At 69.1% G+C, this 21,941-nt stretch carries 22 protein-coding genes and 1 tRNA gene; 12 read left to right on the forward strand and 11 right to left on the reverse strand.

The genetic code is table 11. The annotated features are described in order from the left end of the window. Positions 1 to 119: 119 nt before the first annotated feature. The 3 genes from HHUB_RS08955 (at position 120) to HHUB_RS08965 (ending at position 2,994) form a co-directional block, all read left to right on the forward strand. Positions 120 to 1,346 (forward strand): HD domain-containing protein, encoded by a 1,227-nt coding sequence (locus tag HHUB_RS08955; protein WP_059057279.1) that lies wholly within the window; start codon positions 120 to 122, stop codon positions 1,344 to 1,346. A 117-nt stretch (positions 1,347 to 1,463) separates the two neighbouring features. Beyond that, on the forward strand, positions 1,464 to 2,495 hold the full coding sequence (locus HHUB_RS08960; protein WP_059057280.1) for an amidohydrolase family protein: 1,032 nt from the start codon (positions 1,464 to 1,466) through the stop codon (positions 2,493 to 2,495). Between the two features lie 58 nt (positions 2,496 to 2,553). Beyond that, complete coding sequence (locus tag HHUB_RS08965; RefSeq protein WP_059057281.1) at positions 2,554 to 2,994, forward strand: universal stress protein; 441 nt, start codon at positions 2,554 to 2,556, stop codon at positions 2,992 to 2,994. Here HHUB_RS08965 and HHUB_RS08970 read toward each other — a convergent pair. Beyond that, the gene (locus HHUB_RS08970; RefSeq protein WP_059057282.1) at positions 2,991 to 3,941 is read right to left on the reverse strand and encodes a biotin--[acetyl-CoA-carboxylase] ligase; all 951 of its coding nucleotides are present in this window, start codon (positions 3,939 to 3,941) and stop codon (positions 2,991 to 2,993) included. The two genes, HHUB_RS08965 and HHUB_RS08970, sit on opposite strands and share 4 nt — an antisense overlap. Positions 3,942 to 4,142: 201 nt before the next feature. Here HHUB_RS08970 and HHUB_RS17525 point away from each other — a divergent pair, with 201 nt between their 5' ends. Next, positions 4,143 to 4,277, forward strand: coding sequence for a DUF7503 family protein (locus tag HHUB_RS17525; protein WP_256943830.1), 135 nt, complete (start codon positions 4,143 to 4,145; stop codon positions 4,275 to 4,277). Here HHUB_RS17525 and HHUB_RS08975 read toward each other — a convergent pair. The 6 genes from HHUB_RS08975 to HHUB_RS09000 all read right to left on the reverse strand — a co-directional run bounded on the left by HHUB_RS08975 (position 4,274) and on the right by HHUB_RS09000 (position 13,351). Beyond that, positions 4,274 to 6,355 carry a hypothetical protein gene (locus HHUB_RS08975; RefSeq protein ID WP_059057283.1) on the reverse strand — a complete coding sequence of 694 codons (2,082 nt, stop codon included), beginning with the start codon at positions 6,353 to 6,355 and terminating at the stop codon, positions 4,274 to 4,276. The genes HHUB_RS17525 and HHUB_RS08975 overlap by 4 nt on opposite strands. A 278-nt stretch (positions 6,356 to 6,633) precedes the next feature. Beyond that, positions 6,634 to 8,469, reverse strand: a complete 1,836-nt coding sequence (locus tag HHUB_RS08980; RefSeq protein WP_059057284.1) for an acetyl-CoA carboxylase biotin carboxylase subunit — start codon at positions 8,467 to 8,469, stop codon at positions 6,634 to 6,636. 91 nt (positions 8,470 to 8,560) lie between these two features. Beyond that, on the reverse strand, positions 8,561 to 8,818 hold the full coding sequence (locus tag HHUB_RS08985; protein WP_059057285.1) for a hypothetical protein: 258 nt from the start codon (positions 8,816 to 8,818) through the stop codon (positions 8,561 to 8,563). Beyond that, a complete protein-coding gene (locus HHUB_RS08990; RefSeq protein ID WP_059058251.1) occupies positions 8,818 to 10,362 on the reverse strand; it encodes an acyl-CoA carboxylase subunit beta in 1,545 nt (514 codons plus the stop codon). The genes HHUB_RS08985 and HHUB_RS08990 overlap by 1 nt, the downstream gene beginning before the upstream one ends. 72 nt (positions 10,363 to 10,434) lie before the next feature. Further along, positions 10,435 to 11,868, reverse strand: a complete 1,434-nt coding sequence (locus tag HHUB_RS08995) for a sodium-dependent transporter (protein WP_059057286.1) — start codon at positions 11,866 to 11,868, stop codon at positions 10,435 to 10,437. 139 nt (positions 11,869 to 12,007) lie between these two features. Continuing rightward, positions 12,008 to 13,351, reverse strand: a complete 1,344-nt coding sequence (locus HHUB_RS09000) for a sodium-dependent transporter (RefSeq protein WP_059057287.1) — start codon at positions 13,349 to 13,351, stop codon at positions 12,008 to 12,010. A gap of 270 nt (positions 13,352 to 13,621) precedes the next feature. Here HHUB_RS09000 and sucC point away from each other — a divergent pair, with 270 nt between their 5' ends. The 4 genes from sucC (at position 13,622) to HHUB_RS09020 (ending at position 17,193) form a co-directional block, all read left to right on the forward strand. Beyond that, positions 13,622 to 14,770, forward strand: coding sequence for an ADP-forming succinate--CoA ligase subunit beta (gene sucC / locus HHUB_RS09005; RefSeq protein WP_059057288.1), 1,149 nt, complete (start codon positions 13,622 to 13,624; stop codon positions 14,768 to 14,770). After that, positions 14,767 to 15,636 (forward strand): succinate--CoA ligase subunit alpha, encoded by an 870-nt coding sequence (gene sucD, locus HHUB_RS09010; protein WP_059057289.1) that lies wholly within the window; start codon positions 14,767 to 14,769, stop codon positions 15,634 to 15,636. Before sucC ends, sucD begins: the two co-directional genes overlap by 4 nt. A gap of 289 nt (positions 15,637 to 15,925) precedes the next feature. Further along, a complete protein-coding gene (locus HHUB_RS09015) occupies positions 15,926 to 16,123 on the forward strand; it encodes a DUF7835 family putative zinc beta-ribbon protein (protein ID WP_059057290.1) in 198 nt (65 codons plus the stop codon). Between the two features lie 44 nt (positions 16,124 to 16,167). Next, the gene (locus tag HHUB_RS09020; RefSeq protein ID WP_059057291.1) at positions 16,168 to 17,193 is read left to right on the forward strand and encodes a DNA-methyltransferase; all 1,026 of its coding nucleotides are present in this window, start codon (positions 16,168 to 16,170) and stop codon (positions 17,191 to 17,193) included. Positions 17,194 to 17,343: 150 nt separating this feature from the next. Here HHUB_RS09020 and HHUB_RS09025 read toward each other — a convergent pair. From HHUB_RS09025 to HHUB_RS09035, 3 genes are all read right to left on the reverse strand, one after another. After that, positions 17,344 to 17,418, reverse strand: a tRNA-Val gene (locus tag HHUB_RS09025). A gap of 240 nt (positions 17,419 to 17,658) precedes the next feature. Continuing rightward, positions 17,659 to 18,195, reverse strand: coding sequence for a cob(I)yrinic acid a,c-diamide adenosyltransferase (locus HHUB_RS09030; protein ID WP_059057292.1), 537 nt, complete (start codon positions 18,193 to 18,195; stop codon positions 17,659 to 17,661). Beyond that, positions 18,192 to 18,431, reverse strand: a complete 240-nt coding sequence (locus HHUB_RS09035) for a glutaredoxin family protein (RefSeq protein WP_059057293.1) — start codon at positions 18,429 to 18,431, stop codon at positions 18,192 to 18,194. Before HHUB_RS09035 ends, HHUB_RS09030 begins: the two co-directional genes overlap by 4 nt. A gap of 74 nt (positions 18,432 to 18,505) precedes the next feature. Between HHUB_RS09035 and HHUB_RS09040 the strand changes: the two genes are divergently transcribed. Beyond that, positions 18,506 to 18,829 (forward strand): tRNA-binding protein, encoded by a 324-nt coding sequence (locus tag HHUB_RS09040; protein WP_059057294.1) that lies wholly within the window; start codon positions 18,506 to 18,508, stop codon positions 18,827 to 18,829. On the opposite strand, the gene HHUB_RS09045 is transcribed toward HHUB_RS09040, so the two are convergent. Then, positions 18,830 to 19,639: a DUF7839 domain-containing protein gene (locus HHUB_RS09045; RefSeq protein WP_059057295.1), complete on the reverse strand. Its 810-nt coding sequence runs from the start codon at positions 19,637 to 19,639 to the stop codon at positions 18,830 to 18,832. It abuts the gene before it with no gap. A 150-nt stretch (positions 19,640 to 19,789) separates the two neighbouring features. On the opposite strand from HHUB_RS09045, the gene cbiT reads away from it, so the two are divergent. From cbiT to HHUB_RS09060, 3 genes are read left to right on the forward strand one after another with little or no spacing between them, the layout of a single operon-like run. Then, on the forward strand, positions 19,790 to 20,356 hold the full coding sequence (gene cbiT / locus HHUB_RS09050; RefSeq protein WP_059057296.1) for a precorrin-6Y C5,15-methyltransferase (decarboxylating) subunit CbiT: 567 nt from the start codon (positions 19,790 to 19,792) through the stop codon (positions 20,354 to 20,356). Beyond that, positions 20,353 to 21,078, forward strand: a complete 726-nt coding sequence (locus tag HHUB_RS09055) for a cobalt-factor II C(20)-methyltransferase (protein WP_059057297.1) — start codon at positions 20,353 to 20,355, stop codon at positions 21,076 to 21,078. The genes cbiT and HHUB_RS09055 overlap by 4 nt, the downstream gene beginning before the upstream one ends. Beyond that, entirely contained in the window at positions 21,071 to 21,940 is an 870-nt protein-coding gene (locus tag HHUB_RS09060; RefSeq protein ID WP_059057298.1) for a cobalt-precorrin-4/precorrin-4 C(11)-methyltransferase, read from the forward strand. The genes HHUB_RS09055 and HHUB_RS09060 overlap by 8 nt, the downstream gene beginning before the upstream one ends. Position 21,941: the final 1 nt, after the last annotated feature.

A 21,941-nucleotide genomic window follows, 5' to 3' on the forward strand; every position in this document is an offset into this window, starting at 1 on the left:
TCGCGATTCGAGGGGCGCGCGGAAAACCCCTCCGAACGCCGCCAGCGGGCCGCGTCCGACCGACGGCCCGTAGACGGCCGGCCACGGCTTTTTACGCGAGAACGCCGAACGCACGCCCGATGACGACCATCAAGGACAGCGTCCACGACCACATCGAGGTCGAGGGCGTCGCCGCCGACTTGCTGGATACGCCGCCCGTCCAGCGGCTCCGCCGCATCAAGCAGCTGGGCACCGTCGCGCTCGTCTACCCCTCCGCGAACCACACGCGCTTCGAGCACTCCCTGGGCGTCTTCCACCTCGCCGACCGCGCGCTCGACCACCTCGGCATCGCCGGCCAGCGCGCCGACCGCGTGCGCGCCGCGGCGGTCCTCCACGACGTCGGCCACAGCCCGTACAGCCACAACGTCGAGGGCGTCGTCGCCCGCCGCACCGGCAAGGAACACGACGACGTGGACGAACTCGTCACCGAGGGCCGCGTCGCCGCCGTCCTCGACGACCACGACATCGACCCCGAGGAGGTCGCGGCGCTGATTCGCGGCGACGGCGAACTCGCCCAGTTGGTCGCGGGCGAACTGGACGTGGACCGGATGGACTATCTCGTGCGGGACGCCCACCACACCGGCGTCCCCTACGGCACCATCGACCACGGCCGCCTCGTCCGCGAACTGACGTTCATCGACGGCGACCTCGTGCTCGACGAGGGGAACGTCCAGACTGCCGAGTCCCTCCTGCTGGCGCGCGCGCTGATGAACCCGACCGTCTACAGCCACCACGTCGCCCGCATCAGCAAGTCGATGCTCCGCCGCGGCACCGAAGCCCTCCTGAACACCACGGAAATCGACGCCGAGCAGCTCCGCCGCATGGACGACCACGAGCTCTCCGTCGCCCTGCGAACTCACGACGCGAGCCGCGAGTTCGGCCGCCGGCTCGCCGAGCGCGACCTCTACAAGCGCGCCGTCTGGGCGGAGATGGGCGACGTCAGCGACGCCCTCCTCGACGCCGACCACGACGAAATCCGCGAGTTCGAGCGCGAGGTCGCCGAGGACGCGGGCGTCGATTCGGACGCCGTAATCTTGGACGTCCCCGGGAAGCCGTCGATGCGCGAGTCCACGACCGGCGTGCTGGTCGGCGGGGAGGTCCGCCGGCTGGACGAACAATCCACGCTCGTGCGCGCGCTCCAGGTCGCCCAGCGCGAGCAGTGGCGCCTCGGCGTCTACGCGCCCGAACCGCACCTCGAAGCCGTCGGCCACGCCGCCGAGCGCGTGCTCGGCCTCGAAACCGACGGTGCGCTCATCAGCGACGTGAACACGCCCGGGCGGTACGCGTCGCTGACAGAGTTCGAGTAGCGTGACCGACTGGAAGGAGGTCACGTTACGGCGAGCGCGGAGCGCGTGCTCGAACGCATTGAGAGCACGCCCACCGCGTCGAGTAACCTTGACGGTGCCGCGGGCGCACCTCCCGGTATGGAACTCTCCGGAACCGTCCTCTGGGGCGAGGAGTACGAGCCCGTGGAGGGCACGCTCGTCGTCGAGGACGGCGAGGTCGTCCGACTGGACGAGGAACTGACCGACTCCGAGGACGTCGTGTTGCCGGCGTTCGTGAACGCGCACACCCACCTCGGGGACTCCATCGCGAAGGAGGCGGGCCGCGGGCTCACGCTCGAAGAACTCGTCGCACCGCCGGACGGCCTGAAACACCGATTGCTCCGCGAGGCGAGCCGCGAGGAGCTCGTCGAGGGGATGCGACGCAGCCTCCAGTTCATGCACCAGACGGGCACGACGCGCACGCTGGAGTTCCGGGAGGGCGGCGTCGAGGGCGTGCACGCGCTCCGCGAGGCCGCCGAGGGCACGGGCGTAGACCCGTTCATCTTCGGGCGGGAGACGACGGACGTGCTCGGCGTCGCGGACGGGTTCGGCGCGAGCGGCGCGGCCGACGGCGAGTTCGGCAAGGAGCGCAACGCCGCCCGTGACGCCGGGAAGCCGTTCGCCATCCACGCCGGCGAGGTGGACTCGCGGGACATCAACCCCGCCATCGACCTCGACCCGGACTTGCTCGTGCACATGGTCCACGCCGAGGGCCTGCACCTCGACCGCGTCGAGGACAACGGGATTCCGGTCGCGGTGTGTCCGCGGTCGAACCTCGTGACGGACGTCGGGACGCCGCCGGTCAGCGAGCTGTTAGACCGCACGACGGTCGCGCTCGGCACGGACAACGTGATGACGAACAGCCCGTCGATGTTCCGCGAGATGGCGTTCGCGTCGAAGCTCTTCGACGTCTCCGCGCCCGAGGTGCTGCGGATGGCGACCCGCGCGGGCGCCGAGATTCTGGGCGAGGACCACGGCGTCCTCGAAGCCGGCCGCGAAGCCCGCGTGCTCGTGCTCGACGGCGATTCGGACAACCTGACTGGCGTCCGCGACCCCGTGCGCGCGGTCGTGCGCCGCGCCGGCGCCAGCGACGTGAAGCGGGTCGTCACGCCCGAGTCGCTGGCGGAGTAGCCGCCGACCGGGAATCCGCCCCGAAAGTTAAGCCGCTCCCCGACAATCGGTCACACACATGGGCCGCTACGAGCGCATCCTCGTGCCGACCGACGGCAGCGAGGAGACACGGGAGGCGGTCGAACACGCCATCGACCTCGCCGCCGAACACGACGCGACCGTCCACGCGCTGTACGTCGTCAACTCCGCGAGCTTCTCCGGGCTCCCGATGGAGTCCTCGTGGGAGAGCGTCGCCGCGATGATGAACGAGGAGGGCGCCGCCGCGCTCGACGACGTCGAGGCGCTGGCGGACGACCGCGGCGTCCCCGTCGAGCGCGCGCTCGTCGACGGCAACCCCAGCCGGGAGATTGTCCGGTACGCCGAGGACTGTGACCTCGTCGTGATGGGCACGCACGGCCGCGGCGGCATCGACCGGCTGCTGCTCGGGAGCGTCGCGGAGAAAGTCGTCCGGTCGTCGTCGGTGCCGGTGTTGACGGTGCGCGTCGACGACGAGAGCTAGGCGCCGTCCGCCGGCCGGAGGTGCTGGCAGTCCCCCGCGTGGACGACCGTTCTGCCGTCTTCCGTTTCCACGACGAGCGCGCCGTGCTCGGTGACGTCCACGGCGTCGCCGACCACGTCCCCGTCGGCGGTTTCGACGCGGACGCGCTGTCCGAGCGTCGCGGCGCGGTCCCGCCACGCGTCGAGCACGGCGTCGGGGTCTTCGCGGAGTTCGTGGAACCGTTCGAGGAACCGCTGGACGAACGCGCGGCGCTCGACGTCCCCCGCTTCCGCGCGCACGCTCGTCGCGTCCCCGGCCAGTTCCTCGGGCTCGACGTTGGCGTTCACGCCGACCCCGACGACCACCCACGAGACCCGGCTCGCCTCGCCCTCCATCTCCGTGAGCACGCCCGCGAGCTTGTCGCCGCCACGCTCGGCCCCCTCGCGGGGGACGATGCAGTCGTTGGGCCACTTGATGGCGGCGTCCACGCCGGCCTCCCGAGCGGCGTCGGTGACTGCTACTGCGGCCGCGAGCGTCACCAGCGGGACGCGCGCCGGCGGGACGTCCGGCCGCAACACGAGGCTCATCCAGACGCCGCCGGACGGCGACGACCACTCGCGGCCGCGCCGCCCGCGCCCGCCGGTCTGACGGTCCGCGAGCACCACCACGTCACTGGCACCGTCGGCGGCGAGTTCCCGCGCGCGGTCGTTCGTGCTCGGGAGCGCGTCGTGGTACTCTACGTCGAACGGCGCGTCCAGCCCGAAATCGACGGCTTCGGCGCCGTACTCGGGAACCCCCGCGAGCGCGTACCCGTCGCTCGTGCTCTCGACGGCGAACCCGGCCTCGCGGAGCGCTTCGACGTGCTTCCAGACCGCGGTCCGCGAGATGCCGAGGTCGTCGGCGAGCGCGGGACCGGCCACGGGCCCGTCGGCGAGCGCGTCCAAGACCGCGCGGCGCGTCTCGTTCATCGCTGGGAGCTACCCGCTACGCCAGCAAAAGTCCCCGCTTTCGCGGGAAAGGCTGAAGAACCGCGCCGCCGAACCCCGAGACGAGCGGTTCGGGCCGGTTCTGTCCCCCGAACTACTTTCATACGAGTAATTTCGATATATTTTATCTCGGGTATCTTCAAATAGATTGAATATCCCGGCGGGATATGGTGTGGGTAGACGATGTCAGACAGCAAGTTCACGCAGTTCCTCGAGGACAACCCCCGGATGATCGGCGTGCTGTTCAGCCTGATGGTGTTCCTGTCGAGTACAGGTGCCGCGGCAGCGAGTCTCGGCACCACGACGAGTGGCCCCTAACTAAGTTCGTTCTGCAGTAGTTCGTCACTCCACGTGAGTCCGCCGTCGTACAGCACCGGCGCCACACCGCGGTTGAAGAACTCGCGCAGGTCGCTCACTGTCACCTCGAAGGTGTCGATAATACCGGAGTTCAGGTACTGACTAGTGTTTTCTTTGATGTGAGGTTGATACATCGAGCCGATGGACGACCGTGGCGTCGGATACCCCCGTATCGTGAGTTTGTAGCCGCCGGTGGTCTCCGTGAGTTCGGTCGCGACCGGCGTCCCGTTCTTGCTCTGGACTAACTGGAGCGTGCCGTCGCCGATAGTGATGTACTTGTTTCCGAACAGCGTCACGTGGCGCGCGACCGACAGCCCCGCCTGCAGCGTGAAGCCGTTGTTCAGCAGTCGGGCGAGCGCGCGACCGATGCGGACTGCGGGGTCGTTGCTGATGTTCGCGAGCGTGACGATGCCGCCGTAGCTCCCGCGCTCGACGAGCGCGTCCCCCTGCTCGTAGGACTTGCAGGCGTTCAACAGGAACGCGTCGACGTTGACCTCCTCCAGCGTCCGCGCGTCGAACATCCCGTCCGCGCACTGGAAGCCGCGCTCGTCGACGTGGCCGATGTAGTGCAGGAAGTCGGTGTCCTTGCGCAGGACGTCGGCGAGCTCGTCGCCGGTGAGGTCGTAGTGGACCGCGATGTCGAACTCGAAGACGTCCCGCGTCCCGTAGAACTGTTCGACGATGTCCTCCTCGCTCATCTCGTCCTCGTTGCAGACGATGTCGATGCTGATGGAGTCCTGGTCGCGGGCGGGCCGGTCGAGCCGCCGGAGGTACGACTCCACGCGGGTCTTGCTCGCGCCCAGCGGGAACCCCTCCGCAATCCACGCGTGCTCGATGGCGTCCGTCTCGTCGGGCTTGACGACGTTCGACCAGTCGGCGGCCGCCTCCTCGCCGGCGGTGCTGCGGACGGTCGCGCCGTCGGTCCGGTAGAACTCCGTCAGCGCCTCGGGCTCGTCGTGGACGTCGGGGTCCTCGTCGTCCTCGGGAATCCTGACCGTCGCGAGCTCGTTCGCGACGAACGGAATCGCCTCGACGTGGTCGGGGTCGGGTTCGATGTCCGCGGTGAGCTTCCACTGCGGGAGGTGTGGCGCGGTGACCTCGTAGGAGACGTCGAGGTACGCGCGCAGGCGTTCGGCCGGCGTCGCGTCGTAGACGGCCGCCGAGTCGAACGGGAGGTCGGGCTCGACGACGTTCCGCTCGTGGAGGTTCACCGGGTAGAACCCCTCCGTGCGGGTGACACAATCGAGGAAGAAGACGTGCTTGAGCAGGTTCGACACCTCCGCTTCGAAGCCGCGGTCGGTGTCGAGGTCGTAGCGCTCGCCCGCGACGTCGAGTACGCGGTCGTCGCCGGGGACGACGTCCGCGCCGAGGTAGTACGCCAGCGAACTCACGCGGAAGAGGTCGCCGTAGTCGCGGGGAATCTCGATGGCGACGTCGGTCTCGGGGCGCTCGAAGGCGTCCGGCGCGTCGAAGCCGTCGGCGCGCTCGATGAGCGGCGGGTGGCCGCGCAGGGACGGGAACGACCGCTCCGGGGACGTCGTCTTCAGCGCGGAGCCACTGAGCGCGACGGCGCGCATCGCGTCCTCGACGTCGTCGCCGATGGTGATGGTGCCGGCGGGGGACTCGTGGAGCGACCGGACGCCGAGCAACAGCGGCGTCTCGCCGGCGAACTCCACCTGCGTCGCGTTCTCCGAGCGGCGAACCGTCAGCCCGCTCTCCGCCACAATCTGGAGTTTCATCGGGCCGAGCGGCAGGTCCAGCGAGTACCACCCGCTGGCGTGCTCGGTGTGTTGCTGGTTGACGGACTCGCCGACCATCGTCCCGTCGTCGTCCCACAGGAAGACGTTCACGAGCCGCGGAATCTCCAGTCTCCCGGCCTCGATGGCGACGGCGCTGTCCACCGGGAGGACGAACTGGTCGGTGTCGGTCTCGACGGGGTCGACGACGCGGTCGGTGTACAGTTCGAACTGCGCGTTCTCGATGGGGGCGCGCACGAGGACGCCGTCCGGGTCGACCAGCGGCTCGAACTCCGGCCTCATCGCTGCACCCGCGCGTCTCGTCGGTGAGTCGGCTCGCTGCTGGTGTCGCCACCCATGGTGCGTCGGTGCTCCAGCCTAGCGGGGCCGCTACGGTTACACTGCTCGGTGCCTCTCGGCCGCGGCGCGGCGTCGAGTGGCGGCGCGGCCCCGCGACAGCCAGCGCTGTAGACGGCTGACAGGTCAACGAGCGCCCACGGGTCGTCGCACGACGACGCCGCCACCCCCGGCATTATGTCACAGAGGGATAGTACAGGTAATAAAAATTCGGGCGTCGGCGCTCAGTCGATGACGACGAGCACGTCGCCCATGTCCACGCTGTCGCCCTCCTCGACGGCGACCTGCGTGACGGTGCCGCCGTGGGAGGCGACCACGTCGTTCTCCATCTTCATCGCTTCCAGCACCACGAGCACGTCGCCGGGTTCGACCTCGTCGCCCTCCGCGACGTCCACGGAGAGAATCGTCCCCTGCATCTCGGACTCGACGGTCTCGCCGCCGCCCTCCACGACCGTCTCGGAATCCTCGTCGCCGCTCCCGCCGGCGGTCTCGGGCGGTCGGCCGGTGCCGCTGTCGGACCCGCCGACCGCGAGCTGGGCGGCGCCGCGCTCCTCGAGTTCGACCTCGAAGCGCTTGCCGTTGACCTCCACGGTGAAGTCGCGCTCGACGACCTCCTCGTCGCTCTCCGTGCCCGCGGGTTCCGTCCCCCACTTCTCTTGGGCCTCGTCGATGCGCTCGGGGTCGAGGTGCTCGTCGAGGTACTTCGTCGTGTGCGTGCCGCCGACGAACGCGTCGTCGGTGAGCATCAGCCGGTGGAACGGCACGATGGTCGGGATGCCCTCGATGTCGTACTCGGCGAGCGCACGCTGCGACCGCGCAATGGTCTCCTCGCGGTCGCTCCCGTGCACGATGAGCTTCGCGACCATCGAGTCGTAGTCGGTGACGAGGTCGTCGCCCTGCCGGAGCGCGTCGTCGACGCGCACGCCGATGCCGCCCGGCGGGTCGTACGTCTCCAGGCTGCCGCCGGTCGCGGGCGCGAAGTCGTCGGCCGCGTTCTCCGCGTTGATGCGGTACTCGATTGCGTGGCCGTCCAGTTCCACGTCGTCTTGGGCGAAGTCCAGTTGTTCGCCGGCCGCGACCCGGAGCTGGTACTTCACGATGTCGATGCCCGTCAGCTCCTCCGTGACGGTGTGCTCGACCTGAATCCGGGTGTTGACTTCGAGGAAGTAGAAGTCCGCGTCGGCGTCGAGTAGTTCACCGGCCTCGCGGTCGGGGTCGTCCTCGACGAGGAACTCGAAGGTTCCGGCGTTCGTGTAGCCGGCGGCGTCCGCGCCGCGGCGCGCGGCCTCCCCGATTTCCTCGCGGAGGTCGTCCGTGAGCGCGGGACTCGGACCCTCCTCGATGACCTTCTGGTGGCGTCGCTGCAGCGAGCAGTCGCGCTCGCCGAGGTGGCGGACGTTGCCCTGCTCGTCGGCGACGATCTGGACCTCGATGTGGCGGGGGTTCTGGAGGTAGCGTTCGAGGTAGACGTTGTCGTTGTCGAAGTACGCCTCCCCCTCGCGCTTCGCCGACTCGAACTGCTCGTCGGCCTCCTCGGGGCCGTGGACGATTTTCATGCCGCGGCCGCCGCCGCCGCCCTCCGCCTTGATGGCGACGGGGTAGCCGTGCTCGTCGCCGAACTCCCTGACCTCTTCGGCGGACTCGGCGGGCTCGGTCGTCCCGGGGACGATGGGGACGTCGGCCGCGCGCATCGTCTGTCGGGCCTTCGTCTTCTCGCCGAGCTGCTCCATCGAGTCGGCGGAGGGGCCGACCCACGTCACGCCCTCGGTCTCCTCAACCTTCCCGGCGAACTCGGCGTTCTCCGCGAGGAAGCCGTAGCCGGGGTGGATGGCGTCCGCGTCGGCCTGCTGGGCGGCGTCGATGATGGCCTCGTGGTCGAGGTACGAGTCCGCCGCGCGGGCGGGCCCGACGTTGTACGCCTCGTCGGCGTACCGGACGTGCCCGGAGTGCTTGTCGGCGTCGCTGTAGACGGCGACCGTCTCGATACCGAGTTCCTCGCACGCCCGCATCACGCGGACGGCGATTTCGCCGCGGTTCGCGACGAGAACCTTCTCGAACATTCTTGGGAGACCGTTCTGCGGACGCCCTACTCATACTGTCGGTTCGAATCCGGCCGACAAACGGTCGCACTTCGAGAACGAGCGTCGTCGCTCAGAACCGGTCGCTGCGGCCGGCCGCTGTCCACGGGTCCGTCGGCGCGCCGTCGGGAACGCGGTCCGCGCGCCCGTCCACGGCTTCGAGGCGGCCCGCGAACGTCCACTTCTCGTCGTCCCACGATTCTTCGTCGCCTTCGGCGGCCGCGGCTTCGGCTTCGAGGCGCGCGAGGTGCGCGCTCACCGCGGCCGCGATGGCAGCGGCCTCCGCCTCGGTCGCGTCGTCGGGAACGGAGATGTCGTAGTCGGTGGCCATCACAGCGGGATGTTGCCGTGTTTCTTGTCCGGCGAGTCCTCGCGCTTGCTCGCCAGCATCTCGAGGTCCTGAATCAGGCGCGGGCGCGTCTCCGTCGGTTCGATGACTGCGTCGAGGTAACCACGGTCCGCGGCCGTGTAGGGGTTCGCGAACTCCTCGCGGTACTCGTCGATGAGCTGGTCGCGGAGCTCGTCGGGGTTCTCGGCGTCTTCGAGCTCCTCCCGGTAGAGGACGTTCACCGCGCCCTTCGGCCCCATCACGGCGATTTCGGCGGTCGGCCACGCGTAGTTGACGTCCGCGCCGAGGTGCTTGGAGGCCATCACGTCGTAGGCGCCGCCGTAGGCCTTCCGCGTGATGACCGTCAGCAGGGGGACGCTGGCCTCCGAGTAGGCGTACAGCAGCTTCGCACCGTGGCGGATGATGCCGTTGTGCTCCTGGTCGGTCCCCGGCATGAACCCGGGGACGTCCACGAACGTGACGATGGGGACGTTGAACGAGTCACAGAACCGGACGAACCGGCTGGCCTTCTCGGAGGCCTCGATGTCGAGGGTGCCCGCGCTCACGCGGGGCTGGTTGGCGACCACGCCGACCGAGCGGCCGTCGAGGCGCGCGAACCCGACGACCATGTTCTTCGCGTAGTTCTCCTGCACCTCGAAGAAGGAGTTCTCGTCGACGACGCTGCCCACCACGTCGGTCATGTCGTAGGGCTTGCGGGGTTCGTCGGGGACGATGGTTTCGAGGGCGTCGTCGCGGCGCTCGGGGTCGTCGTAGGGTTCGACCCGGGGCGGGTCCTCGACGTTGTTCTGGGGGAGATAGGAGAGCAGGCGCTTGATCTGGTCGAGGGCTTCCTCCTCGCTGTCGCAGGCGAAGTGCGCAACGCCGGACTCGGAGGAGTGAGTGGTCGCGCCGCCCAGCTCCTCGAAGCCGACCTGTTCACCGGTGACCGTCTCGATGACGTCGGGGCCGGTGATGAACATGTGGCTGGTGTCTTTCACCATGAAGATGAAGTCCGTGATGGCGGGCGAGTAGACCGCGCCGCCCGCGCACGGCCCCATGATGGCCGAAATCTGGGGAACCACACCCGAAGCCTTCTCGTTGCGCGTGAAGATTTCCGCGAACCCGCCGAGGGCGTCCACGCCCTCCTGGATGCGGGCGCCCGCGGAGTCGTTGAGCCCGATGACGGGCGCGCCGACCTCCACGGCCTTGTCCATGACCTTCGTGACCTTCTCGGCGAACACCTCGCCGAGACTGCCGCCGAAGACCGTGAAGTCGTGGGCGAACACGAAGACGGTGCGGCCGTTCACCTCGCCGTAGCCCGTGACCACGCCGTCCCCGGGGAGCTGTTTCTCCTCCATCCCGAAGTTGTGGCTGCGGTGGGTGCGCAGCTGGTCGAACTCGTTGAACGTGCCGTCGTCGAGGAAGTAGTCGATGCGCTCCCGGGCGGTCATCTTCCCCTTGTCGTGTTGGGACTCGATTCGGTCCTCGCCGCCGCCGAGGAGTGCGCGCTCGGTCTTCTCGCGCAGTTCCTCGATGCGCTCTTCCATCGTCATCTGATTGTGACACCGTTCCCCCACCGGCGGCAAAAGGATTCCGAGACGGCCGCACGCGACGGTAGCTTACAGGACCGACCGGGAGCGGCGCAGCCCGAGGAACGACGCGACGGCGACCGCGACGGTGACCGCGAGGAACACGCGAGTCTGGTCGAAGGTGACGCCGAGCAGCGACAGCGGGCCGACGGCGACGCCGAGCGCGCCCGCGAGCCCGGAGACGAACGTGAAGATGAGGAACACGGGGATGACGACGCCGACGGCGTACAGCCACGGCGTCGCCACGGACTGCGCGAACGAGCCGGCGCCGCGACGGAGTTCCTCGACGGCGGCCGTGCCGAGCACCCAGCCCGCGAACAGCAGGAAGCCGACGAGCCCGCCGGTCAGCAGGAGGTCCACGAGCGGGCCGGCGACGACGCCGAAGACGCCGGCGTCGAGCGCGCAGACGCTGCCAGTAACGGCGAATACGCCGAGCAGACCGGCGACGGCGCGGCGCCGCGAGACGCCGTACTCGTCGACGAGGAACGACACCGGAATCTCCAGCATCGAGATCGAGGAGGAGAGCGCGGCCAGCAACACGACGCCGAAGAACACGACGCCGACGACCTCCCCGTAGGGAAGCGCGGCGAACGCGCCCGCGAGGCTGACGAACAGCGCGCCCGGGCCGCCGGCGCCCGCGCCGGACCCGAGCGCGAACAGGATGGGGAAGACGACGACGCCCGCGAGCACGCCGACGAGCGTGTTGAGCACGGCGATGGCGGTGCCGTCAGCGACCAGCGAGCGGTCCTCGCCGAGGTAGGAGGCGTACGTCAGCATCGTGCCGGCGCCAAGCGACAGCGTGAACAGCGCCTGCCCGGCGGCCTGCGGGAGGATGTCGAAGAAGTTCGCGCGCAGGAAGCCGACGTCCGGCGAGAGGAAGAACGCGACGCCCTCGGCCGCGCCGTCGAGGGTGAGCCCCCACGCCGCGAGCGCGACGAGCAACGCGACGATGGCGGGCATCATCAGTTTCGTCGCCTTCTCGATGCCGCGGCGGACGCCGCGGAGGACGACGAGCGCGGTGACGCCGAGGAAGAGGAGGTGGAAGCCGACGGCGTCGAGCCCGTAGCTGACGGCGTCGAAGTGCGCGCCGGGGTTGGCGAAGTACGCGCCCGTGAAGCTCTCCGCGAAGTAGCGCAGAATCCACCCGCCGACGACGCTGTAGAAGGAGAGGAGGACCACGCCGGTGACGACGAAGACGTGGCCGAACGCCGACCAGTACTTCGAGTTCGAGAGGTCCGAGAGCGCGCCCACGGGGTTGCGTCGGGAGCGTCGCCCGATGACGAACTCCGCGAGCAGGCCGGGGACGCCGACGAGCAACACGACGCCGAGGTAGACCAAGAGGAAGGCCGCACCGCCGTTCTCGCTTGTCATCCACGGGAACCGCCAGAGGTTCCCGAGCCCCACGGCCGACCCGACGGCCGCGAGGATGAACCCGATTCGCGTCTGCCAGGACTCGCGTGTCATTGTCACGGCGTAGCAACCCCCCGCATTTGAGGGTTGCGACTGACGAACCGTCAAACCGCAGAAAGCACGGCGGAACGACGCTAAAAGACCGTTATAGAACTATGGGTCGGCGCCAAAATCGCGGCGCCGGTGACGGTTCCTAGAGTCCCGGAATCGGCGGCGCGGCGTAGATGTCGGTGACGCCGAGGTACAGCGTCACGAACACGCCGACGAGCACGTACGTCCGAATCGACCACAGCCACGCGGTGGCGAACGTCTCGCCGCCGCTGGTGCCCTTCTTGATCTCGTCGACGGCCTGCGGGCCGTACACCCAGCCGACGAAGACGACGCCGAGCAGCACCGACAGCGGCAGCAGGACGCTGTACGCGAGCGTGTCGAACCACGTCAGCCACGCGGTGTTCCACGCCGCCAGCGTCCCGAGCACGAACAGACTGCCGGCGAACCCGAACGCGGTCGCGGGGCGGCTGTAGCCGTAGTTGTCCACGACGTAGGAGGTGACGACCTCCAGCAGGCTAATCGCGGAGGAGAGCGCGGCGATGAGCACGACGGCGAAGAACACCGCGCCGAGAGCCTGTCCGGCGGTGCCGAGGTCGGCGAACACCTGCGCGACGGAGACGAACAGCGCGCCCGCGCCGCCGCCGGCCGCGGCGTCCGGGACGCCGCCGAACTGGACGAACAGCAGCGGGATGACGACGAGGCCAGCGAGCAGGCCGACCGCGGTGTTGAGGACGACGACGAGGCTGCCGTCCGCGGGGAGGCTGTCGTCGTCGCCGAGGTAGGACGCGTACGTTATCATCGCGCCCATCCCCAGCGACAGCGAGAAGAACGCCTGACTCACGGCGAACGGGACGACGCTGCCGAGGTTGTTCGCGAGGTACTCGAAGTCCGGGGAGAGGTAGTAGCTGTACGCGGCCGTGGAGCCGTCGAGGGTGAACGCGTAGATGGCGAGGCCGACGAGCATGACGACGATGGACGGCACCATCAGCTTCGTCGCCTTCTCGATGCCGTCCTCGACGCCGAACGCGACGATGCCGGCGGTGACGGCCATGAAGACGGCGTGGAGGCCGATGGCCTCCCAGCCGGCGGAGACGGACGCGAAGTAGCCGGCGGCGTCACCGAAGTACGCGCCGGTCGCGCTCCCGAAGATGTACCGGATGACCCAGCCGCCGACGACGCTGTAGTAGGAGAGAATCCACAGTCCGGTGAGGAGGCCGAGCGCGCCGACGACCGTCCAAGCGGGGTGTTTCAGCCGCTCGAACGCTTCGACGGCGTTGATGTTCGCGCGCCGCCCGACGACGAACTCCCCGAGGATGGCGGGGAGGCCGATGAGCAGCGCGGCCAGCAGGTAGACGAAGACGAACGCCGCGCCGCCGTTCGTTCCGGTCTTGAACGGGAACTGCCAGATGTTCCCGAGGCCGACGGCCGACCCGACTGCCGCGAGGATGAATCCGAGTCTCGTCGCCCAGGTTTCTCGTTCTGTCATGGTGTACCACGGCGTACCCACGCCGCCATTTAAAAAGCGTACGGTTTTCGAGCGCGGCCCACGGCACTCCCGGCCGGCGAGCGCCGCACGCCGTCGTCGTTCTCGTTCGCTCGCTCACGCGCGAGCGGACGCCACAGGCCGGGAACGGCGCTTAAATCGGCCGACAGCGGCGACCTCGAATCGTGTCACAGAGCCAACCGCAGGAAAGCGGCAGGGGTGAGTGAGAAGGGTTGGCTTTATGCGAACCCGCGACAGCCTTCCGAGTGCAAAATGAAGCTCCACGAGTATCAGGCGAAGCAGGTCTTCGCCGAGGCGGGCATCCCGACCCCCGGGTCGACGCTCGCCACGTCCGTCGACGAGGTCGTCGAGGCCGCGAGTGACCTCGGCTACCCCGTCGCGGTGAAGGCCCAGGTACACGTCGGCGGCCGCGGGAAGGCCGGCGGCATCAAGCTCGTCGAGAACGACGACGAAGCCCGCGAGGCCGCCGAGGCGATTCTCGGCATGGACCTCAAGGGGTACACCGTCGATAGAGTTCTCGTCGAGGAAGCAGTCGACTTCACGAACGAACTGTACGTCGGCGTCACGATGGACCGCGGCGAGGGCAAGCCCGTCGTGATGGTCTCCGAGAAGGGCGGCGTCAACATCGAGGAGGTCGCCGAGGAAGACCCCGAGGCCATCGCCCGGGAGCACGTCGACCCCGCGTTCGGCCTCCACCCCTTCCAGGCGCGGAAGGTCGTCTACGACGCGGGCATCCCCCGCGAGGTCGCGGGCGACGTCGCGAGCATCCTCACGACGCTGTACGACCTCTTCGAGGACCGCGACGGCAGCGACGTCGAAATCAACCCGCTGATGGTCACGGCCGACGACGAGGTCATCGCCGCGGACGCCGTGATGAACATCGACGAGGACGCGCTGTTCCGCCAGCCCGAACTCGCGGAGATGGAGGACGAGGCCGCCGAGGACGACCTCGAAGCCAAGGCCAACGAGTACGGCTTCGACTACGTGCGCCTCGACGGCAACGTCGGCATCATCGGCAACGGCGCCGGGCTCGTGATGACGACGCTGGACCTCGTGGACTACTACGGCGGCAAGCCCGCGAACTTCCTGGACATCGGCGGCGGCGCGAAGGCCGAGCGCGTCGCGAACGCCCTCGACATGGTGTTCAGCGACGAGAACGTCGACAGCGTCGTGTTCAACATCTTCGGGGGCATCACCCGGGGCGACGAGGTCGCGAAGGGCATCAACGCCGCGCTCGAACAGTTCGACGAGATTCCCAAGCGCGTCGTCGTCCGGCTCGCCGGCACGAACGCCGAGGAGGGCCGCGAGATTCTCAACGACGAGCTGGTGACCGTCGAGGAAACGCTCGAAGGCGCCGTGCAGCGCGCCGTCGAATACGCTGACACGGAGGCAGAACAATGAGCATTCTAGTCGACGACGACACCCGCGTCGTGGTACAGGGCATCACCGGCGGGGAAGGGAAGTTCCACGCCGAACAGATGATTGACTACGGCACGAACGTCGTCGCGGGCGCGGTGCCGGGCAAGGGCGGCCAGGAGGTCGCCGGCGTCCCGGTCTACGACACCGTCCACGACGCCGTCGAGGAGGAGGACGCCGACGCCTCCGTCATCTTCGTGCCGCCGGCGTTCGCCGGGGACGCCATCTTCGAGGCCCTCGACACGGACCTCGACCTCGCGGTCGCCATCACCGAGGGCATCCCCACGCAGGACATGGCGAAGGTGAACAAGCGTCTGCAGGAGACGGACACGCGCCTGCAGGGGCCGAACTGCCCGGGCATCATCACGCCCGGCGAGGCGAAGCTCGGCATCCTCCCCGGGAACATCTTCTCGGAGGGGAAGGTCGGGCTCGTCTCCCGCTCCGGCACGCTGACCTACCAGGTCGTTGACTCGCTCACCCAGCGCGGCATCGGGCAGACCACCGCCATCGGCATCGGCGGCGACCCCATCATCGGGACGGACTTCATCGACGCCCTCGAACTGTTCGAACAGGACGAGGAGACCGAGGCCGTCGTGATGTGCGGCGAAATCGGCGGCGAGGACGAGGAGGAGGCCGCCGAGTACATCGCGCAGAACATGGACACGCCGGTCGCCGGCTTCATCGCGGGCCGCACCGCGCCGCCGGGCAAGCGCATGGGCCACGCGGGCGCCATCGTCTCCGGCTCCGGCACCGGCACCGCCGAATCGAAAATCAACGCGCTCAACGAGGCGGGCGTCCCTGTCGGCGACACCCCCGAGGAAGTCGCGGACAACATCGAAGAGCTGCTGTAGTCGGCGCGCGCCGCTTTTCTTTCGGAGCCGAGCGGCCGGGAGCCGCGGCTACCCGGTGAGAAACGTGAGGACGGAGCAGGTCGCTGCGGGCTCGGACACCCCTCGCCGAGCCACGCGACCGGCGTGTGAACGCACACCACGCGAGAAGTTAGGTCCAACGGCCGCGGCCAGCAGTTCTGGTTCCGCGGCGAACCGCGTCGGTAAACTGTGCTAACTCGCGTTAAACGGCGTGAAACGACGGCCACGGTTTCCCCGGTTTATGTGGCGGGCGGTCGAGGGAGCGAGTACGATGACCACCACCGCACCCGACCCGACGCTCCGGGAGTTCTGCCCAGACTGCGACCGACCGACCCGCCACGCGGTCCGCATCGAACTCCGCGTCGAGAACCCGGCCGCGGACAACCCCGGCTGCTCGCGGGAGCCCTACCGCGTGAGCCGGTGTCTGGTCTGCGAGACGACCGACGCGCGCCGCATGAGCGACGCCTGACGCCAGCGAAACGCCTACGTGTCGGCGCCCGGACGACTGAGTGAATGGAGACCACCCACCGCGTCCGCGTCGGCGACGCGCGCGACCTCCCGCTCGCCGACGACTCCGTGGACCTCGTGGTCACGTCGCCGCCGTACCCCATGATAGAGATGTGGGACGACGTCTTCGCCGCCCTCGACCCCGCTATCGGCGACGCGCTCGACGCCGGCGACGGCGACCGCGCCCACGACCTGATGCTCTCCGTGCTGGACGAGGCGTGGGCGGAAGTCGCGCGCGTGCTCGCTCCGGGCGGCATCGCCGTCGTCAACGTCGGCGACGCCACCCGCAACCTCGGTCGGTTCCGCGTCTACGACAACCACGCGCGCGTCACCGACGCTTTCGAGTCGCTGGGTTTCGACCCGCTCCCGGGCGTGCTCTGGCGCAAGCCCACCAACTCCGCCGCGAAGTTCATGGGTAGCGGGATGGTGCCGCCGAACGCGTACGTCACGCTCGAACGCGAACACCTGCTGGTGTTTCGGAACGGCCAACGCCGCGAGTTCGAGCCGCGCGCGGAGCGCCGCTACGAGGCCGCGTACTTCTGGGAGGAGCGCAACCGCTGGTTCTCCGACGTCTGGGACGACCTCAACGGCGAGCACCAGACGCTCGCCGACCCCGAACTGCGCGAGCGCTCCGCGGCGTTCCCGCTGGAGCTCCCGTACCGCCTCGTGAACATGTACTCCGTCTACGGCGACACCGTCCTCGACCCGTTCTGGGGGACCGGCACCACGAGCCTCGCCGCCGCAATTTCTGGTCGTCACTCCGTCGGCGTCGAACGCGACGACGGCCTCGCGGACGCCTTCGACGACCGCATCCGCGACGCCCCCGCGCTCTCCCGCGACTTCGCCGCCAGCCGCCTCGACGACCACCGCACGTTCGTCGGCGAATCCGACGACGACTTCGAGTACGCCGCCGACCACTACGACACGCGCGTCCGCACGAAACAGGAGCAGGGGATTCGCCTCTACGAAGTCACGGACGTCGAACCGACGCTCGACGGCTGGGAAGCGACGCACGAACCGTACGAGGAGTAGGCGGATTCGAGTCGGGGCGGAGTTGAACCGAAGCAAGACGTGCTCGCGACGCTGCGCGCGACTTGCAGGGTTCAACTCCTTCCGACCGCACACACCCTCGAACGACGCGAGCGACACGCTGGTCGCTCGCGGTCGTTGCTTCGGTAGAAGTGGGTCGGGGCGGAGTTGAACCGCCGACCTGCTCCGTGTGAAGGAGCCGTCATAACCGGACTAGACCACCGACCCGCGCACCAAGTAGTACCCGCAGGCCGCCATTAAGACTTGCGTTTAGTCGGCGGACGCGGCGACGCGCCGAACCCGGACCCGATGCCCGGCACCGATAGATTTTAGTTGTTTTGGGCCAACCTAAAAATCGAGCGGCGGGCGCCGCCGGCCGTCCGACCGCGTCTGTCCCACCCTGTCACCCGTCGGCACCAACCGCGTCCCGCACCGGGACGAAGGCATCATCATCTCGTCCGCGCGCCGTCAGTACGACGGCGACTCCTCGCGGACACCCTCTCTCCGGTTCGCCAGCCGCGCGAACACGAACAACGCGTCCGAGAGCCGGTTCAGGTACGCGACTGCGGTCTCGTTGACCTCGTCCTCGTGGTCCGCGAGCGCGACCGCGCGGCGCTCCGCGCGCCGGCAGACCGTCCGCGCGTGGTGGAGGCTCGCGCCCGCGTCGCTGCCGCCCGGCAGGACGAACGACTCCAGCGGCTCCAGCTGTTCCTCGCAGGCGTCGATCCACGCCTCGACCTCGTCGACGTGGTCGTCGGTGACAACCGGGTCGCCCTCCTCGGGTTCGGGGTTGGCGAGGTCCGCCTGCACGACGTGGAGGTGGTTCTGCGCGGCCTCCAGGTACTCGTCGAGTTCGTCGACGCCGGTCGGGCGAATCGTCCCGAGCAGGGCGTTCACCTCGTCGACAGTGCCGTACGCTTCGATGCGCGGGCTGGTCTTCGACACCCGCGTCATGTCCCGGAGGTCCGTCTTCCCGCTGTCGCCGCGGCGCGTGTAAATCTTCATGCGAGCGTCCGCTCCACGTAGTCGAGAATGTTCTCGCTCTCCGCCATCGTCACGGCGTGGTCGTCGTCTACGAGCACGGGGACGCCGCGCTGGCCGCTCACGCGCTTGACCTCGTTGCGCTCGGAGTGCATCGCGTCCACCCACACCGTCTCGTAGTCGACGCCCGCGTCGTCGAGGGCGTCGGCGGCCTTCTCACAGTACGGGCAGCCGTCCAGTTCGTAGAGTGTCAGACCCATACCGTCCCTTGGCGCGGCGGCGGCAAAGTAGTTGGTCCCGAACCGTTTTGCCCCCGCACGCCGTCGCGTCGGGCGTGCCATCAGATCTCTTCGAGACGACGTTCGCCGTCGGCGAAGTCGTCGCCGCGGAACCGTTCCCGGAAGCCCGCAAACCAGAGCTCGCGAAGCTCGAAATCGACTTCGGCGACGAGGTCGTGCAGTCGGCCGCCCAGACCGGCTACAACTACGACCCCGAGGACCTCGTCGGGCGGCAGGTGCTGTGCGCGACGAACCTCGGCACCGTCAACATCGCGGGCTACGAGTCCGAGGTGCTCACCGTCGGCGTCCCCGACGAGGACGGAAATCCCGTGCTGGTCGGCCCGGACGAGGACGTGGCGCTGGGCGGCGAACTCTACTGACTACTCGCCGGCCTCGACGACCTCGTAGCCGACGTTGCGCTCGCGCAGCGGGTCGGTGTGCTCGGAGAGCCGGTCGGTCGTCGCCACGAGCAACACGGAAAGCCCCTTGCTCGCGGCCTCCGGGACGGCCTCGGGAGTGCCGAAGCGGATGTCGGGCTCGACGCCGGCGTCCCGCACCGCGACGAGCGCTTCGACGCCCGCGGCGGCGACGCGGTCGTGGTCGCCGAGCCGGTCCTCGACGGCGTCGTCGGCGAGCGCGTGGCTCCCGCCGTCCCGGACGGTCGGGACCGAGAGCACGGTGACTTCACCGGGCTGGTAGTCAAGCATCCCCTCGAACTCCGCGGCGCCGACGTCCTGCCCGGGTTCGGCGGCCGTCACGGCAACCGCGGTGGCGCTCCCGACGTCGCCGGGTGTGGCGTGCATCACGCCGTCCCGCATCGCCAGCGAGACGCGCTCGCCCTCCTCGATTTCGGCGGTCGCGACGGCGGTGTCGACCTCGACCTCCTCGATGACGTTCTCGGAGACGTACTCCACGAACGACCGGAGGTCGTCGGTTTCGGAGATGAGCCAGTCCACGCCCTCCTTGGTGACCTCGTAGCGGCCGCGGCCGTGCTTGCGCACGTGGCCGTCCTCGACGAGGTCGCCGAGGTAGTCGCTGACCGCTTGCGCGGTGACGCCGATGGCTTCCGCGATTTCGCGCTGGCTGACCGCGGGCTGGCGCTCCGCGATTTCGACGAGTATCTGGTACCGCGTGGCGTTGCGCTTGCTCCGGAGGACCCCCAGCTCCCCGACGGTGCTCGAATCGCTCATTACCGATACTTGAGGTGTGCCGAGTTCAAGTATCTTTGTCCAAATTCCGCTCTCGGTTGCGCTATCGCTCGTTCCGCCGCCCGTAACGAAAACGAGCTTTGGTTAATACAACCAAAATTGTTTTAGGCGCTACTGCTGTTGTGTTCGGTGATGGCTCAGACCCGACTCCCCCACGACGCAAAGGCCGGACCGACCAAATCGGAGGTGCGAGCGGTCCTCCGGGACAAACTCGCGCTCGGCCCGGACGACCACTTCGCGGAGGTCGGCTCCTGCACGGGCGCCGTCACCGCCGACGCCGCCCGGGACGCCGGCCGCGTCACCGCCGTCGAGCGCAAGCGCGAGCGCGTCGAGACGACCCGGCAGAACCTCGCGGCCAACGACCTCGCGGACGCCGTCGACGTCCGCCACGCCGAAGCCCCCGAGGGCCTCCCCGACGACGCCGACGCGCTGTTCCTCGGCGGCAGCCGCAACTACGAGGCGGTCCTCGACTACGCCGTCGAGACCGGCGTCGAGACGGTCGTGATGAACGTCTCCCGGCTGGAGGTCGCGGGCGCTGCCACCGAAGCGTTCCGCGACCGCGACCTCTTGGACGAAGTGGTCCAGTTCCAGGTGAGCCACGGCTACGAGCTCGCGGGCGCGACCTCCTTCGACTCCCAGAATCCCGTCTACATGCTCGTCGGCAGCGCCACCGGGAACGACGCGGAGGGCGACCGATGACCCTCTACGGCGTCGGCCTCGGCCCCGGGGAAGCCGACCTCGTGACCGTGCGCGGCAAGCGCGTCCTCGAATCGGCGGACGTGGTCTACTCGCCGGGGCGGCTCTCCCGGACGGTCGCGACCGAGCACGTCCCCGAGTCGCGCATCGGCGACCTCGACTTCCCGATGACCCGCGACCCGCAGGAACTCCGCGACGCGTGGCGGGACGCCGCCGGCGAAGTCGCGCCGGAGGCCCGGGACGGCGACGCGGCGTTCGTGACGCTCGGCGACCCGAACGTCTACTCGACGTTCGGCCACCTCCGCCGCACGCTCGACGCCTTCCACCCGGACGTGGACGTGGAGGTCGTCCCGGGCGTCAGCGCCGTCACCGCGTTCGCCACCGCGCTCGGCGTCGAAATCGACGCGGGCGCGGGACTGGCGCTCCGCGAGGCCGCACAGGGGAACTCCCCCACAGGTCCGGACCGCATGGTCCTGTTCAAGGTCACGGACGCGCCCGCGACCCACGAGGGGCTCGTGGACGCCGGCTACGACGTGACCTATGGCCGCCGGCTGTTCATGGAGCAGGGCGACGAGCGCGTGACAACGGACCCCACCGAAATCGCCGAGCGGGACTACTACACGCTCGCGTACGCCGAGCGCGCCGACTTGCAGAAGGACCGCCCGACGGCCTTCGAGGACGCCCGCGACGCGGACGGCACAGGCGGGGTGGTCGGGGATGACTGACGACCCGCAGGCCGCCATCGACGCCGCCAGCGAACGACGCGAGCGGGGCCGCGATTCCCGCGTCTACGAGCACACCGCCGGCGACGTGCAGGACGGCATCCCGTTCATCGGTGCGGGGCCGGGCGACCCCGGCCTGCTCACGGTCACGGGGAAGGAACTCGTCGAGGACGCCGACCTCGTGGTCCACGCCGGCTCGCTCGTGAACAGCGAGCTTCTGGAGGCGTACTGCGCGGACGCCGAGACCGTCTCTTCCGTGGGGAAAGACCTCGAAGAACTGATTCCCCTGATGCGGGACGCCCACGAGGACGGCCGGACGGTCGTCCGCCTGCACAGCGGCGACCCCGCAATCTACGGCGCCGCGCTGGAGCAGATGGACGCCCTCGAACAGGAAGGCGTCCCGACGTACATCGTCCCCGGCGTCACGTCCGCGTTCGCGGCGGCGGCGACGCTGCGGACGCAACTCACGCTGAACGGGACGGCGAACCACGTCGCGTTCACGCGCCCGCAGGGCCGCACGCTCGACCCCGAGGACGACCACGTCTCGGAGTTCGTGGCGATGGGCGACGTGACGACCTGCATCTACCTCGGCACGCACGCCATCCCGGACGTGATGGACCGCCTCCGCGACGACGGCCACGACCCCGACACCCCGGTCACCGTGGTCTACCACGCGTCGTGGCCGGACGAGGACGTCATCGAAGGCACCGTCGAAACCATCGGCGAGAAGGTCGAGGACGCCGGCTACCGCGCCTCCGCCCTCGTCGTCATCGGCGACGCGGGCGCCGGCGCGAACTACGACCGGTCGTACCTCTACGGCGACTGGGCGAACCGCGGCGGCAGCGAGAGCGAGGCAGACGACTAAT

This window comes from Halobacterium hubeiense (assembly GCF_001488575.1).
Classification (GTDB): domain Archaea; phylum Halobacteriota; class Halobacteria; order Halobacteriales; family Halobacteriaceae; genus Halobacterium; species Halobacterium hubeiense.